The following is a 15,563-nucleotide window of genomic DNA, read 5'->3' as shown; positions in this document are numbered from 1 at the left end:
ATATGTCAAATAGTGCCTTTGCATCAATAGAAGAAGCTGTTGCAGCGTATAAAGCCGGTAAAATGATCATTTTGATGGATGATGAAGACCGGGAAAATGAAGGCGATTTATGTATCGCTGCGCAATTTGCAACACCGGAAGCAATTAATTTTATGGCTACACACGGCCGGGGACTCATTTGCCTTGCTATGGAAGGAGCAATCATTGATAAATTTAACTTACCAATGATGGTTGCTAAAAATGGTTCGCCTTTTGGCACAGCGTTTACAGTTTCAATTGAGGCTTCAACAGGAGTTTCAACTGGTATTTCTGCTTATGATCGGGCTCGAACAATTCAGGTAGCAGCAGATCCAAACAGCAAATGTGGTGATCTTATTTCCCCAGGACACATATTCCCATTACGAGCCAGGGATCGAGGTGTGCTGGAGCGTGGCGGTCAAACCGAGGGAAGTGTTGACCTGGCCAGATTGGGAGGTTTAACTCCGGCTTCAGTGATCTGCGAAATTATGAATACTGATGGAACAATGAGTCGACGTGATACCTTAACATTTTTTGCCAAGAAACATGGATTGCTCATGGTAACCATTAAAGCGCTTTTAGAATATCGTATCCGCAATGAAACACTGATTCAACCACAGGCCACCGTTAATTTACCAATGAAAAACTACAAAGATTTTCGTATGACTGTGTTTTCGAATCAACTTGATAATTCAGAGCATTTTGTGCTGATTAAAGATTCCGTTAATAAAGATGTTCCTCCTTTAGTCCGTATCCATTCGGAATGTATAACTGGGGATGTTTTCGGTTCATTCCGATGTGACTGTGGCATGCAATTGCAAAACTCAATTGACCGTATCGCTCAGGAAGGGGGAGTTTTAATATACCTGCGTCAGGAAGGACGAGGTATCGGTCTTGCTAATAAACTGAAAGCCTATGAGCTTCAGGAAAAAGGCCTGGATACAGTGGATGCTAATCTGAAACTGGGATTGCCGGTTGATAAACGCGATTATGCGATGGCTTATCAAATACTTCGCCATTTAAAAGTGGACTCTATCAGACTTTTAACTAATAATCCTTCAAAAATCGAAGACCTGGAAAAGTATGGTATCAAGGTGGTCGAGCGTATTTCAGCACAAATGCCGCCCACTATGGAAAATCATTTCTATCTGAAAACCAAAAAAGACAGATTAGGGCATTTTCTTAATTTAGGTGAGGATGTGTCATGATACATTATAAAAACACTGAAGAAGAAGGTATCGTTGAGTCTTTTCCGGTTGGGATTGTTTTCAGCCTGTTTAATCCGTCAGTGTCAAAGCCCCTTTTAGAAGGGGCTCTTGAGCACTTGCGGGCAAGAGGATTCAAAGAAGAGCACATAACGGTTGTAGAGACGCCCGGAGCGCTTGATATTCCCTATTTTGCGCGTATGCTGGCAGCTCAGAATCGCTTTGAGGCACTCATTGTGCTTGGTTCAATTATTCATGGTGAAACCTACCACTATACCTGGGTTGGCCCACAGGTTTGTAAAGATTGCCAGGATATATCAAGAGATTTTAATATTCCTGTTATATTTGGCATCCTGACGACCGAGCATGCCTCGCAAGCGATGGAAGCTCTTGGTGGACGCTACGGACATAAAGGCGTGAATTGTGTAGATTATGCGATTGACATAACCAATGTGCGACGGCAGCTCGCTGCAAGTTAAATAAGTCATGACCGATTAAAAGTAGGGAGAATATAATGCAATATTCAAAGCCGGCTGAAGATCTCAAGCCTGTTAAATCGTTTCCTGTTGCAATAATTACAAGTCAATTTAATTCTGATATTACAGCGGCATTAAAAGAAGGTGCAGTGGATCAACTGCGCAAAAGAGGAATTGAAGATAAAGACATACTGCTCTTCGATGTTCCTGGAGCTATTGAAATCCCGCTAGTGGCCCAACGTATTGCCAGCAAGAAAATGGCAAAAGCGATTATAACTTTAGGTTCAGTGATTCGTGGTGATACCAGTCACTATGATTTGGTCTGCGATGTGGTGAGTGATGGCTGTATGAGAGTATCTCTGGATCACAGCATTCCAGTACTTTTTGGGGTGCTTACCACTGAAAATAACGAGCAGGCCTGGGATCGTCTTGGAGGCAAGTACGGCCATAAAGGCAGAGAAGTAGCTGATTGTGCCGTGGCAATGCATGAACTCTTAACCAATCTGGGTTAATTTTCACGATTAAAAGACGTTGAAAACTGTTTTGTGGAGTTCACAAAGTCCATTGCGAAAGTCGCATAGCTCTTTTTAATGAGCTCCACTTATCAAACAGCCTTCAATAAGTGACAATCAGTAGTGAGTACCTTTATGGCTAATGAGTTTGAGCAGTTTGAAAAACGGAAACAGGATCATATTAAACTGGCATTGATGCCTGAGAATCAAACCGATAATCTAAGCAGCTTTGATCATTTACATTTTGAACACGAGGCTTTACCCGATTTGGATTTTGATGAAATTTCAATCGAAAGCAATCGCTTTGGGGTCAAGGTCAAATCTCCTTTTTTAATCAGTTCGATGACAGCGGGGCATCTCCATGCTGCCTCAATTAATCGAAACCTGATTGAAGCCTGTGCGCAAAGCGGGTGGGCTATGGGTGTCGGATCTCAACGGCGCGAATTAACCGATCCACAAGCGGCTTTTGAGTGGCGCTCTTTACGCCAGGATTATCCTCATGTCAGCCTGTTTAGCAATATTGGCATTGCCCAATTAATCATTTCTTCAGTTACTGACATTCAACGTATTACAGAATCACTTCAGGCCGATGCGTTAATAGTCCACTGTAATCCCCTGCAAGAGTGTATACAGCCGGAAGGAGATACTACCTATAAAGGCTGTTGGGCCGCATTGGAAAATATTGTTAAAAAACTTGGCTTACCGATCATTGTTAAGGAAACTGGCTGTGGTTTCTCAGCTTCCACAATTAAAAGACTGAAAGATATTGGTATTGCTGCCCTTGATGTAAGTGGATTGGGTGGAACCCATTGGGGACGTATTGAAGGACATCGGGCTATTCATGATCCTGTACGTTATCAGGCCGGTATTACATTTAGGGATTGGGGTGTGGATACGGTGGAGTCGGTGAAAACCGCTGTTGAATTACAACCTGTTTTTGAAGTTTGGGGATCCGGTGGCGTTCTGAATGGTTTAAATGCCGCAAAACTTTTCGCATTGGGTGCGAGCACCGTAGGTTATGCCAAGCCAATGCTTGAAGTGGCTTTGGAATCGGTTGAGCAAGTCATGTTGCGCATGTCCACCATTGAATACGAATTAAAAGTAGCCATGTTTTGTACTGGGAGTCGTGTACTCAGTGACTTAAAGGGGAAACTATGTGCCTAGATGATGATAATGCGGAATTATTTCATGGGTTCTCCAAATTAAATTCACAGGAGCGATTCGAGCGATTGATGGCCTTTGGAGTTCTCAGCCAGGAGGATATCAGCTACCTTTCCAGGGGAGGGGTACAGCATCTTGATTTATCGGAAAAACTAATTGAAAACTCTATTGGTTATTTTCAGCTCCCTTTAGGTGTGGCTACCAATTTTCGCATTGATCAAAAGGACTATACTATCCCTTTAGCAGTGGAGGAGACATCCATTATCGCGGCTCTATCAAAAACAGCTCGCTGGATAAGACGACAGGGGCAGATTGCAACCAGAATTAATGGAGAGGGAATTATTGGGCAGATTCAATTGGCTAATGTGAGTAACTTTGAGCAATTTGCTGAGCTCTTTTCTGAAAATCGGCAGCGATTGATCGATCTTGCCAACTCAGAAGTTGCTGCAAATATGGTCAGGAGGGGCGGAGGTGTGACCGATTTAACTCTGAGACGAGTTCCTCTGGATGAGCAGCGCGATATGGCAGTTATTCATCTTACTCTAAATAGCTGTGATGCAATGGGTGCTAATTTAATTAATCAGGTATTGGAGTTTTTAAAAGAACCCATAGAGCAGCTGACAAATGAAAAAGTAACCATGTGCATCTTGTCAAATTTAAACGATCAGAAGCTGACCACTGCAAAAGTGTCAGTCGAGGGCGTTGACCCGCATCTGGGGAATCGCATACAAGAGGCTTCATTTTTTGCAGAGAAGGATCAATATCGAGCAGCCACCCATAATAAAGGGGTGATGAATGGGATTGATCCAGTGCTGATTGCCACTGGCAATGACTGGCGAGCTGTGGAGTCTGCGGTTCATGCCTATGCCTCCAGAAACGGACGTTATCAGGCTATTACCATTTGGCGATATAAGGATGGGGTACTAACAGGAGAGATTACTGCACCGATCATTGTGGGGATAGTTGGCGGCGTAACCACCCTGCATCCCACTGCCAGGTTATGTCTTGGTATGATGAAAGTACAATCTGCCAATGAATTATCTCGTGTGATTGCCGCAGTTGGACTGGTGCAAAACCTGGGGGCGCTTACCGCATTATGTACAGATGGGATTGTTAAAGGGCATATGCGTCTGCATATCAATAATCTACTGATGGCCGCAGGTGCCAGCAACGAGGAAATGGACGCCCTGAAAGAACGATTACAGGCCTATCTGGCATTAAATAAGCGGGTCAATTTAAGCGATGCTCAACAGTTGTTGGAAGAGTTAAGGATACAAAAACAAAACCTTTCCTCATTATAAGGATATCAGGGAGATTTTAATGACAATCAGTAACTCCGAGGCACTGACTTATTTGCAAAATCCCTTTTGGGATTTTTCAATTTCGACTTACGGCAATTCCCGCGTTCAGGAAATTACGCACTCCCTGCAGGATAATGAGGGTGCCAACGTCAACTTATTATTATACTGCTGTTGGTTAGCCTTTCATGTAGAAAGATTATCTCAGGAAGAATTTAACAAAGCCTGTCAGACGGTTTTTTCATGGCAACAGGATGTCACTACAAATTTACGTCAGGCGCGTCGTGCTATTACTGAATTGGGAAAAGAAAATAAAGACTGGGTGGATCGTTATTTGAAGCAGGTATTAAACGTTGAAATACTCTCTGAGTCCTATCAACAGCAGCTTCTATATAGCGCGGTGAAGGATAAAGATACCCAGGCTAATAACAACGATATCAATCTGGCTGCTAATTATCTGGTGTGGTTGTTTGAATTAATGGGGCGACCGATTAAAGAAGAGCATAGACAGCTGTTTAGTGAGTTAGCCAATTCTGCGAAGGGCTAAAAATCCTCTCTCCCTGAGGGAGAGAGTTAGAGAGAGGGGGGGCTCTTAATGCCTATGCAGATATGACAAGTTTGGACAAAGGCTACCCAGCTCTAGACGACTCTTTTAAAGCCCGTCTCAGTATTTTCCCGACATTTGTTTTAGGAAGTTCGTCAACAAATTCCACAATTTTAGGGATCTTGTAACCTGTCAGATGTTCTCTGCAGTGCTCAATAACCTGTTCTGCTGTCAGGGCAGGATCGCGCTTGACGATAATAGCCTTCACCCGCTCACCGCTTTCTTCATGCTGAACGCCGATAACACCTACTTCATGTACGCCTGGCATCATCCCGATAACCTGCTCTACTTCATTGGGATAGACATTGAAACCGGAAACAACAATCATATCCTTTTTACGGTCAATAAGATAAACGAAACCATTTTCATCGATTTGCGCCATATCCCCTGTACGTAAAAATCCGTCTTCAGTCATCACCAGAGCGGTTTCATCCGGACGCTGCCAATATCCAGCCATAACCTGAGGGCCTCTGACGCAGAGCTCGCCTGTTTGATTGAATCCAAGCTCCACACCGTCGTCATTGCGTATTGATACTTCAGTCGAGGAAATGGGTAAACCGATACTTCCATTGTAATCTTCCATATACATTGGATTAATGGTTACCGCGGGACATGTCTCGGTTAATCCGTAGGCTTCGAGAATACGGCTTTTGGTCAGTTCGACCCATTTCAAAGCAACGGCTTTTTGTAAAGACATTCCGCCGGAGAGCGCCAGTTTTGACTTGCTGAAATCAATTTCATGAAAAGCGGGGTTGTGCATCATCGCATTAAACAGAGTGTTAACACCTGTAATCGCTGTAAACTGGATATTTTTAATTTCCTTGATAAAGTGGGGAATATCTCGCGGATTAGTAATCAGAACATTCTTCGCGCCGGCCTTTAAAAAGGTCAGGCAATTGGCTGTCAGTGAAAAAATGTGGTAGAGCGGCAGGGCAGTAACAATAATATCCTGCTCACCCACATCCATTGGGCTAATCCAGGCATAGGCCTGCAGCACATTGGCAACCATATTTCCATGAGTCAGCATGGCGCCTTTGGCCACCCCTGTTGTTCCACCAGTGTATTGCAGAAATGCAATATCATCGTGATTAAGATCAACAGGCTGCACTGGTTTGCCGCTGCCCTGACTCAGGGCTTCGTTAAAACTGATGGCTTGAGGCAGGTGGTATGCTGGAACCATTTTTTTAATGTACTTAACAACGGCATTCACAATAATCCGTTTAACAAATGGAAGCAAATCACCAATTTGCGTGACGACAATATGTTTAAGCATTGTATGCGGCAAGGCTTTTTCCACCGTTTTCGCAAAATTAGCCAAAACAACAATGACTTCAGCTCCAGAATCATTCATCTGATGAATCAGTTCATCGGCTGTATAAAGCGGATTGGTGTTAACTACCATATAACCGCCGCGTAAGGCGCCAAATAATGCAACCGGATACTGAAGCACGTTAGGCATCATAATAGCGACTCGTGCGCCTTTTTTTAAACCTAGTTGTTGTAGATAAACCGTAAACTCGTTGCATTTCCTGTTTAATTCTTCATAGGTTATACCATGCCCCAGATTTTCATAGGCAATTTTATCAGCATGCTTGTTGCAGGCTTCGTCGAATAACTGTGCCAAAGAACGATATTCATTAATATCAATTTCAGCGGGCACACCTTTCTGATAATTTTTAAGCCACACTTTCTCCACAATAGTGTCCTTCTGTTATCTGTCCTCTCGTGTTAGTATAAACAAAAAATGCGACGGTGGATATCAGAACAATGGTAGATAATTTATTGAAATCTCAGGCTTTTAAACTAAAAGGGCGGTTATACACTTTTACAGTGATACAATTATTATCTACGGACAAGACTCTTTTTGTTCACCAATTAAATGAAATGATAGCCAAAGCGCCCAGGCTGTTTGATAATACGCCTGTTGTATTGGATTTTAGTCAGTTGAATAACCAGTCAATTGATCTGGATATTTTTTACCAGGAATTAAGGGAACATAATCTTTTTCCTGTAGGAGTCCAGGGAGCTGATCCACTGGTGTCTACAGTTGCCCAATGTAAAGGTATGGCTGTTTTGCATGCCTCTACGAATCATGATAAACCGCTTCTTGATGAGCAGCCTGAAGAAGTACCTCATCATGACAATCCTAAAACCAAATTATTGACGACTCCTGTTCGCTCAGGCCAGCAGGTAGTTAGTAAGGGCGGTGATTTGATTATTACCGCATCGGTCAGTCATGGCGCTGAGTTGCTTGCTGATGGAAATATCCACGTGTATGGCACACTCAGGGGACGAGCTCTTGCAGGTATTTCAGGCGATAAAACGGCCCGTATTTTCTGCCAGGCTCTTGAGGCCGATCTGGTGTCTATCGCGGGCTTTTATCGTCTGAGCGATGCGATTGAGCCTAGTACAACACCTTGTCAGATTTATCTTCAGGATGAGCACATTCACATTGAACCCATATGCTAGAAGCTGTTTTTATTTCGGATTTACATCTGCATCCTGGTGATAATGAGATTGCCAGACGTTTTGAAGCATTTCTTAGCTGGATAAAGAGTAATCCCTGTCGTCAGTTATATATTCTTGGTGATTTTTTCCATGCCTGGGCTGGTGATGATGGTATCAGTCCCTGGAGCGAGAGGATTGCCGAGTCGCTAAGAGAGTTAAGCGCTTCTGGCATTCATACCTATTTCATGCATGGCAACAGGGATTTTCTGATTGGTCATCAATTTATTGAAAAAGCCTCTCTCCAGTTACTTGCTGATCCTTGTATCATACAGCTGAACGGACAAGCCATCTTATTATCCCACGGCGATCGCTATTGCACGCTGGATAAGGCTCATCAACGTTTTCGTCGTTTAACTCGAAACAAATTCTTCCGTTTTCTGTTTCTAAGTCTGCCTTTAAGTACCAGAAATCGAATGGTTGAACGCGTTCGCCAGCAAAGCCAGTCGAATCGTTCTCTAAGTTACGAATCAATGGATGTGGTTGCCCGTGACTGTATTCAGGAGATGCAGTCAAAGAATACACCCATTCTGATACATGGTCATACTCATAAACCAGGTATCAGCGAATACCCAATGCCTGACCAGTCAATACTGCGAAGATTTGTACTAAGCGACTGGGACAATACTCCGAAGATTTTAAGTTTCGATAATGTGAAGGGTTTGAGTTTTGTTAGTTTGGAATGAGAACGTAAATGCCTAATGTAAAGAAATCGAAAAAAAGTTTAAATGATATAATTCCCCATTATGTTACAGGGTATTCTAGTGCAAAAATCAATCATATAATGTCATGATAGATGTGTTATTATTTATTAATAGAGTAATATTTGGACAGCCAAGCCTTGCTTAGAGGATAGATTATGAGTACGAACAAAGAAGAGATAGAAAAACGCCTACGCGAAGAGATTATTGCAAAAGAGAATGCCAACATTCAGGCTACCCGCGATGCAAAACAGCGTATTGCCGCGGAAACAGACTGGGCCAATGCTCAACCTTACTGGGATAAGGTAGAGCAAAAAGCGAATGATTTGATGGACCGGAGTATGGAAGGGTTCACCGAATGGTCGACAGGTGCATCAGAACTGGTAAATGCCTTTATGAAATTAAATATTGCACTGAGAGTCACTTTTGCCAACAGCAACCCGGTTGAAAATGCCATTATATGGCTTGGTGGGAAAGCAATCGACATAGGTAAAGCAGTTGCCGAGAAAGCCGGAATCTATACACCTCAACCCAAAGAAGCTGTTGATTATGCCGTTAATTTTGATGCTGATGGCAAATTAACTACTCATCTGCGATATAAAGATGAAGAGTTTACTGAAGGTCAGAAAGATCTAGTGGATGCAGGATTATTGATCTGGTTAAAAAAGAATGGATTTAAAAGAGAACCTGATAACACCATTAAAAATGTAGCGACAGGCAAACCCATGACACAGGATGACTATATAAAGATGAATGCGGATAGTAAGAATGGATTAAGAGCACACTTTGAAAACTATTTCCAAATGGCTTTCAATAATGTTAATGAGAATACTGAAGAGAATACAAACAGTCCGTCTATGTGACAGGCATAGAAATCCTTTCTTCCCTCAGAATCAACCCTCACCCTGGCCCTCTCCCAACTTGGGAGAGGGGAATTTTCCTAGGGAATCTTCCTTGAGATCCTCTCTCCCCTCAGGGGAGAGAGTTAGAGAGAGGGGTTTAAAATCAACCATCTCCAATTTGGGAGAGGGTATTTCTTATAAATACACAGCAAATTCAAACCGGAATGCCGCTATGAAAGCGAAATAGCTCATCCTTATCTCTTATGATCTGATTCTCTATCTCAAGAAAAAATTGCAACCGCTCTTCAACATTCTGCCCATATAAATGAGCCAGTTTCAGATAGTCCTGAAAATGACGCGCTTCAGATTTAACCAGTGAGGAATAAAAGCGGCTTAAAACCGGGTCATCCAATAAGGGAACCAGCGCATAAAACCGCTCACAGGAACGTGCCTCGATGATTGCTCCTACTATCAACTGGTCTCTCAGGCGATCAAAGCCTCCACCCTTTGTCACATGAGCATGTATTTTCTGGGCATAATTACATGACTGTAAAGGTCCAAAGGTATAGTTTCGTTCCCTCATTAAATCAAGCACTTTTTCAAAATGCAATAACTCCTCACGAGCCAGTGGAGACATGGTTTTAACCAGCTCAGCCAGTTCAGGATACTTGCTGATAAAATTGATCGCAGTAGCTGCAGCTTTACGTTCGCAATGTGCATGATCCAAGAGCAGTAAAGGAATATTTTTTAACGCTGCGGTCAGCCACTCTTCAGGGGTAGGTATTTGTAAAAAATCAATTAAAATTTGCAAATCATTGGAAATAGGGCTTAGCATGAGGGTATTCTATAATTCAAAATATGCCTTATAACATAGATGTATTATGTCCTCAATTAGCGATCCTCCTGAGTTTTCTAATTGAGATTCACTTGTTGCAATTTTAATTGGACGCATCATGAGCGAAGAAAAAACAGAAAATGATTTATCCAAATGGTTTTCAAGCTATGGAATAATTACCGCCAAGCGGATATTGGAAAATTATAAGATAAAGCTGGCTGATGAAGATTTACTCTATGCACTGAAAACACCAAACAATTTCTATCATACGCTGATGCGTATGCCTTTAAAAAATGTTTTCAATGGCATCATCATGCAACAGGCGAGAGACTATCAGCTTTATGCGCAGAAATTGTTCATTGATTATCTTCTCTCCGGTGAGACAGGAAAAGTTGAGGAAGCTCCAGGCGGTGCCACCAGAGAAGATCTGGAGGCGGAACGTCAAACCCTTTTAAAGATTAATGATACATTTCATATCGATGAACTGGCTCAAGAACAGTTAATATCAGAAAGCCAGAAAAAACTTAGATACTGCGCTGAGGAATGGCAAAAGAAAGTACAAGCAATGGCGAAGGAGATTAATCAGGAATTAGCTACCCAAGGCATTCATGAATCTGATCACTCAATTGCACAATTCCTCACCAGCCTCCTGGTCCATTACGATTTTACCAAAGGAGACAACTCTATTAGCAAGGATGTTTGGGCCAGAGCCGAAACAAGTCTCGGCATAAATCTGGATGCAGAGCGCCACCGGCAAATTTTAAGCCGAATCAGCGAATTAAAGCCGGTAGTAATTGCTGCGGAACAGGATTTGGAGGAATACTTCGATCGAGTCATTGGGATGGGAGTTAAAATGAGAGACTACCGAAGTGTTTTTCATGATCTCATTATACGCATTAATGAATTGATCAAACTACTTCCCGACTACAAACCGGACGTAGCACAGGTTCAGGAAAATCAGGAATCTTTATTATTTGATGCCAGTTTAGGTGAAGATGAGAAATAAGAAGAATTCCGAAAGAATTTCGTGTATAATAGCGCGCTTTAATGAGAACTGAATGGAGTGACGATGTCAACTGAATTAACCCTTTCCATTATCAAGCCCGATGCGGTTGCCAAATCGGTTATCGGTAAAATCTACTCACGATTTGAAGAAGCAGGCCTTAAAGTAGTTGCTGCAAAAATGGCACATTTGACCAGAGAACAAGCTGAGGGGTTTTATGCTGTTCATAAAGCACGTCCATTTTTCAACGATTTGGTGAGCTTCATGATTTCCGGTCCTGTTATGATTCAGGTTTTAAAAGGCGACAACGCAGTCATGAAAAATCGTGATCTGATGGGTGCAACAAACCCTAAAGAAGCAGCTCCAGGCACTATTCGTGCTGACTTTGCTGACAGCATTGACGCTAATGCAGTACATGGTTCTGACAGTGCTGAGAACGCTGCTACTGAAATTGCTTTTTTCTTTGAACCTCATGAAATTTGCGACAGATAATTCTGTTTCAATCCGCACGAGCTCTTGATTAAGAGCTCGTGAACACGGCCAGTTAATTTCTGATAAACTATATAAATGCTGCGAAGCGTGTATTATCCCCTGAGGTTGTCATGACTAGTAAGATCAACTTGTTGAACTTTAATTATCAGCAAATGCAAAACTTTTTTTTAGAACTTGGCGAGAAAAAGTTTCGCGCGCAACAAGTCATGCAATGGATTCATCAGGCGGGTTATCATGATTTTTCTCAAATGACGAATCTTGGAAAGGCATTGCGCGAACGTCTTTCTCAAATTGCAGAAATCAGACTTCCAGAAATAGTAGCCTGTCAGCAATCAAAAGATGGTACCTGCAAATGGCTTTTAAAGCTGGACTGCGGTAATTGCATTGAAACCGTTTTCATACCTGAAGCCAATCGAGGAACTCTCTGTGTTTCATCACAGGTTGGATGTGCCTTGAATTGCAGTTTCTGTTCCACAGCAAAACAGGGATTTAACAGGAATTTAAGCACTGCTGAAATTATTGCTCAGGTATGGTTGGCTGTAAGAACCCTGTCTAAAGAAGATGGGCATCATGATAAACATATAACCAATGTTGTTATGATGGGAATGGGCGAGCCCTTGCTAAACTTTGATAATGTAGTTGCGGCAATGGACATCATGATGGATGACCTGGCTTATGGACTCTCCAAGAAACGAGTAACCTTAAGCACATCCGGCGTATTACCTGATCTGGAAAGACTGCGCGAAGTCAGCCCGGTAGCCCTTGCTGTCTCATTACATGCACCTAATGACGAATTGAGAAATGTGCTTGTTCCAATCAATAAAAAATATCCCCTTGAACAGTTAATGAAGCTTTGCAAGTCTTATTTTAAAGATGAACCTAAGCGCAAAGTGACATTTGAATATGTCATGTTAAAAGGGGTGAATGATCAGCCTGAACACGCGAGACAGCTGGTTAAACTACTCAAGGATATTCCATCAAAGGTGAATCTGATTCCTTTTAATCCCTTTCCCTTAACCCAGTATGAACGGTCTTCCAAAGAGGCAATTGATGCGTTTCGAGACATATTAGTGTCCAAGGGAATTAATACCATTACAAGAAAAACACGAGGCGATGATATTGATGCCGCCTGTGGACAACTCGCCGGAGAGGTGAAAGATCGCACCACGCGTTCGCAACGATGGCAAAAACTGCATTTTCAATCCAAAGAGAAAGCAGTCAGTCAAAACGAAAATCAAAGCTAAGTCTTTTTAAATTGCTTTATTCGCGGTTATAATGGGCGCTCTTTATCATAGTGGTGAAAAAAATTGTGTTAATCTGTTCACGGCTTTTATTACTGACTCTTCTTTCGTTGCTCATATCTTGTCAACACAGCTCAGAAATTCAGGCTGAAAAAAAACTTGAAACACAAAAACGTAATGATGCATCCTCCTATAATGTGCAATTGGGAATGGCTTATCTGAAGCAGGGTGATATTCCCCGGGCTAAACGAAAATTGTTAATGGCTCTGGATTTAACTCCAAACTCACCAGACGTCAACGCCGCTATGGGTTATTATCTCGAGAAGACCGGTGATAAGGCTCAGGCGAAAACCTATTATCTGAAAGCGCTTGCAGCAGCACCGCAAAATGGTTCCCAGCTAAATAACTATGGCGCATTCCTCTGTCGTCAAGGGCAATATCAGCAAGCTGAGCAATATTTTCTTAAAGCCGTGAAAGATGTTCAATATGTTCATACTGCCGGAGCCTATGAAAATGCAGGGCTTTGTGCAGAACAAATCCCTGATTTTCCAAAAGCAGAGCAGTATTTTATAAAGGCACTGGAGCATGATTCTCAGCGCAAACAGTCGCTTTATGAATTAGTTAATCTGGAAATTAAACACAATAAAACCGAAAAAGCACTTACCTATTTAGAGCAATATAAGGATTTAGTTAACAGCGATACAGTCCTTTTAACAAAAGCAATGGACGCTGCTCATGAAGCAGGACGCTTCGACATGGAAGAAAGCTATAAACAACGTCTTAGCAAGTTGGAACAACCAGCGGACTATACCGGAGCAAAAAATGAATACGACAACATTAACGGATGAAGTTAATCAAATCAATCAGGAACTTCCTGGTTCACAATTAGCTCGTATACGTGAAAAAAAGGGCTTTAGTCAGGAATATGTGGCCGGAAAACTTCATCTCAGAGTACGTGTGATCGAGTTACTCGAGGCGGATAATTATGAACAGATGCCTGAACCGGTATTTATCAAAGGTTATCTGCGCGCTTACGCAAAATTATTGGGGATTTCACCGGAACCTTTTCTGTCAACCTATAACAGTTTATTTAACTCAGAACGCAAACTGGAAAAAGCCTTGTGGCAAAGCAGACGCGAATCAAACCGTAAAGAGAAAGTGGTCCGCTGGATAACCATGATTGTTGCCTTGGCAGCAGTGATTTCCGTAAGTCTCTGGTGGCAGAAAAACAAAACAAATCAAACGGTTATTTCTGCCGAAAAAGTATCCGAAGAAAAGCCTGTGGCTGCCAATACTGAAGCCGATACCAAGTTAACAGAACTGTCACAAATGCAATCCATGTTTAGCAATGATTCAGACAGCGCTTCGGAGGTCCAAGGTGGTTGAGAAAATCCAGGCCATCAGAGGCATGAATGATGTCTTGCCCCAGCAAAGCGCTGCCTGGCAAAGACTTGAGGAACGATTCAAATATTGCATGTCCCGTTATGGTTATCATGAAATCCGTTTCCCAATCGTAGAGTCCACTCAATTATTTAAACGATCTATCGGCGAGATTACTGATATCGTTGAAAAAGAGATGTATACATTTAACGACTTAAATGGAGAGAGCATCAGTTTACGGCCGGAGGGCACGGCAGGGTGTCTTAGAGCATGCCTTGAGCATGGATTATTACACAATCAGCAGCAAAAGCTCTGGTATGCAGGCCCAATGTTTCGCCATGAAAAACCTCAGAAGGGACGTTACAGACAGTTTCATCAGTTCGGCGTTGAAGCACTGGGTATGTCTGGACCTGCAATTGAACTGGAACTCATCGCTCTTTGTTTTCGTCTGTGGCGTGAACTGGGAATACAGGATCATGTTAAGTTACAGATTAATAGCTTGGGTGAAATCAGCGAAAGACAGCGTTACAAAGAAATTCTCACAAATTATTTAAGTCAGCATTTTGAACGACTTGATGAGGACAGCAAGCGCCGATTATATAAAAATCCATTGCGGATTCTGGACAGCAAAAATCCAGATATGCAGGAACTGCTATCTAATGCTCCAAAATTAGGCGATTCCCTTGGAGAAAAAAGCAGTCAACATTTTTCAACGCTTTGTTCTGGTCTTGAGCGTCTGGAAATTCCATACACCATTAATCCTCAGCTTGTCAGGGGCCTCGATTATTATGGTCACACTGTTTTCGAATGGGTGACGGACAAGCTTGGCAGTCAGGCTACTGTTTGTGCCGGTGGACGTTATGACGCCTTAGTTGAACAATTAGGAGGAAATCCTGCACCTGCAGTGGGTTTTGCTATTGGTGTTGAACGAATGCTGTTATTATTGGAAACTCTTGATATAAGCATGCCAGCTCCAGCTTACCCCAGTTTTTTTATTGTAGCGACAGGTGAACAAGAATTGTTACAGGCTCTGGTTGTTGCAGAAAAATTAAGAGCAACAAACCCGGAGTGGCAAGTGCTGACTAATACAGCAGGCGGCGGCTTTAAGAGCCAGTTTAAAAAAGCGGATAAGAGCGGTGCTGATTATGCCATCATTATTGGTGAGAATGAGTTACTTAATAATGAGGTCAGTATTAAAAACCTGCGTAATCAGGAAGAGCAGATTACAGTTTCACAAACTGCCTTGGGCCAATTTTTAACAGATCATCTTGGATGATGACAGGAGAAGAT

The 15,563-nt window shown here is 42.4% G+C and carries 17 protein-coding genes; 15 read left to right on the top strand and 2 right to left on the bottom strand.

What is annotated here, in order from left to right; translation table 11 throughout:
- Positions 1-2: 2 nt before the first annotated feature.
- The 6 genes from ribB (at position 3) to LXA66_RS02320 (ending at position 5,217) form a co-directional block, all read left to right on the top strand.
- Positions 3-1,226: a 3,4-dihydroxy-2-butanone-4-phosphate synthase gene (ribB, locus tag LXA66_RS02345; protein WP_112218375.1), complete on the top strand. Its 1,224-nt coding sequence runs from the start codon at positions 3-5 to the stop codon at positions 1,224-1,226.
- Positions 1,223-1,702, top strand: coding sequence for a 6,7-dimethyl-8-ribityllumazine synthase (gene ribH / locus LXA66_RS02340; protein ID WP_058508314.1), 480 nt, complete (start codon positions 1,223-1,225; stop codon positions 1,700-1,702). The genes ribB and ribH (LXA66_RS02340) overlap by 4 nt, the downstream gene beginning before the upstream one ends.
- A gap of 35 nt (positions 1,703-1,737) precedes the next feature.
- Positions 1,738-2,211, top strand: coding sequence for a 6,7-dimethyl-8-ribityllumazine synthase (gene ribH, locus LXA66_RS02335; RefSeq protein WP_233011751.1), 474 nt, complete (start codon positions 1,738-1,740; stop codon positions 2,209-2,211).
- Between the two features lie 135 nt (positions 2,212-2,346).
- A complete protein-coding gene (gene fni, locus LXA66_RS02330; protein ID WP_233011750.1) occupies positions 2,347-3,375 on the top strand; it encodes a type 2 isopentenyl-diphosphate Delta-isomerase in 1,029 nt (342 codons plus the stop codon).
- Positions 3,366-4,673: a hydroxymethylglutaryl-CoA reductase, degradative gene (locus tag LXA66_RS02325; RefSeq protein WP_233011749.1), complete on the top strand. Its 1,308-nt coding sequence runs from the start codon at positions 3,366-3,368 to the stop codon at positions 4,671-4,673. Before fni ends, LXA66_RS02325 begins: the two co-directional genes overlap by 10 nt.
- A gap of 19 nt (positions 4,674-4,692) precedes the next feature.
- Positions 4,693-5,217: a TIGR02444 family protein gene (locus tag LXA66_RS02320; RefSeq protein ID WP_233011748.1), complete on the top strand. Its 525-nt coding sequence runs from the start codon at positions 4,693-4,695 to the stop codon at positions 5,215-5,217.
- A gap of 82 nt (positions 5,218-5,299) precedes the next feature.
- On the opposite strand, the gene LXA66_RS02315 is transcribed toward LXA66_RS02320, so the two are convergent.
- On the bottom strand, positions 5,300-6,970 hold the full coding sequence (locus LXA66_RS02315; RefSeq protein WP_233011747.1) for an AMP-binding protein: 1,671 nt from the start codon (positions 6,968-6,970) through the stop codon (positions 5,300-5,302).
- A gap of 71 nt (positions 6,971-7,041) precedes the next feature.
- Between LXA66_RS02315 and minC the strand changes: the two genes are divergently transcribed.
- The 3 genes from minC (at position 7,042) to LXA66_RS02300 (ending at position 9,343) form a co-directional block, all read left to right on the top strand.
- Positions 7,042-7,743: a septum site-determining protein MinC gene (gene minC, locus LXA66_RS02310; protein WP_133140384.1), complete on the top strand. Its 702-nt coding sequence runs from the start codon at positions 7,042-7,044 to the stop codon at positions 7,741-7,743.
- Entirely contained in the window at positions 7,737-8,465 is a 729-nt protein-coding gene (locus LXA66_RS02305) for a UDP-2,3-diacylglucosamine diphosphatase (RefSeq protein ID WP_233011746.1), read from the top strand. The genes minC and LXA66_RS02305 overlap by 7 nt, the downstream gene beginning before the upstream one ends.
- A gap of 173 nt (positions 8,466-8,638) precedes the next feature.
- Complete coding sequence (locus LXA66_RS02300; protein ID WP_233011745.1) at positions 8,639-9,343, top strand: hypothetical protein; 705 nt, start codon at positions 8,639-8,641, stop codon at positions 9,341-9,343.
- Between the two features lie 193 nt (positions 9,344-9,536).
- Here LXA66_RS02300 and LXA66_RS02295 read toward each other — a convergent pair whose 3' ends face one another.
- Entirely contained in the window at positions 9,537-10,157 is a 621-nt protein-coding gene (locus tag LXA66_RS02295) for a tRNA-(ms[2]io[6]A)-hydroxylase (protein ID WP_233011744.1), read from the bottom strand.
- Between the two features lie 118 nt (positions 10,158-10,275).
- On the opposite strand from LXA66_RS02295, the gene LXA66_RS02290 reads away from it, so the two are divergent.
- The 6 genes from LXA66_RS02290 to hisS all read left to right on the top strand — a co-directional run bounded on the left by LXA66_RS02290 (position 10,276) and on the right by hisS (position 15,549).
- Positions 10,276-11,163 (top strand): hypothetical protein, encoded by an 888-nt coding sequence (locus tag LXA66_RS02290; protein ID WP_233011743.1) that lies wholly within the window; start codon positions 10,276-10,278, stop codon positions 11,161-11,163.
- A 63-nt stretch (positions 11,164-11,226) separates the two neighbouring features.
- The gene (gene ndk, locus LXA66_RS02285) at positions 11,227-11,652 is read left to right on the top strand and encodes a nucleoside-diphosphate kinase (RefSeq protein ID WP_233011742.1); all 426 of its coding nucleotides are present in this window, start codon (positions 11,227-11,229) and stop codon (positions 11,650-11,652) included.
- Between the two features lie 110 nt (positions 11,653-11,762).
- Entirely contained in the window at positions 11,763-12,896 is a 1,134-nt protein-coding gene (rlmN, locus tag LXA66_RS02280; protein WP_233011741.1) for a 23S rRNA (adenine(2503)-C(2))-methyltransferase RlmN, read from the top strand.
- Between the two features lie 65 nt (positions 12,897-12,961).
- Positions 12,962-13,741, top strand: a complete 780-nt coding sequence (gene pilW / locus LXA66_RS02275; protein WP_233011740.1) for a type IV pilus biogenesis/stability protein PilW — start codon at positions 12,962-12,964, stop codon at positions 13,739-13,741.
- Positions 13,716-14,279 (top strand): helix-turn-helix domain-containing protein, encoded by a 564-nt coding sequence (locus LXA66_RS02270; protein WP_233011739.1) that lies wholly within the window; start codon positions 13,716-13,718, stop codon positions 14,277-14,279. Before pilW ends, LXA66_RS02270 begins: the two co-directional genes overlap by 26 nt.
- Complete coding sequence (gene hisS, locus LXA66_RS02265; RefSeq protein WP_370637120.1) at positions 14,272-15,549, top strand: histidine--tRNA ligase; 1,278 nt, start codon at positions 14,272-14,274, stop codon at positions 15,547-15,549. Before LXA66_RS02270 ends, hisS begins: the two co-directional genes overlap by 8 nt.
- Positions 15,550-15,563 lie beyond the last annotated feature (14 nt).

The sequence above is a fragment of the Legionella sp. 16cNR16C genome (genome assembly GCF_021297775.1).
Taxonomy (GTDB): Bacteria; Pseudomonadota; Gammaproteobacteria; order Legionellales; family Legionellaceae; genus Legionella_C; species Legionella_C quinlivanii_A.
The sequence above is the reverse complement of the archived record's forward strand: the minus strand, read 5'-3'. Positions and strand labels throughout refer to the sequence as shown.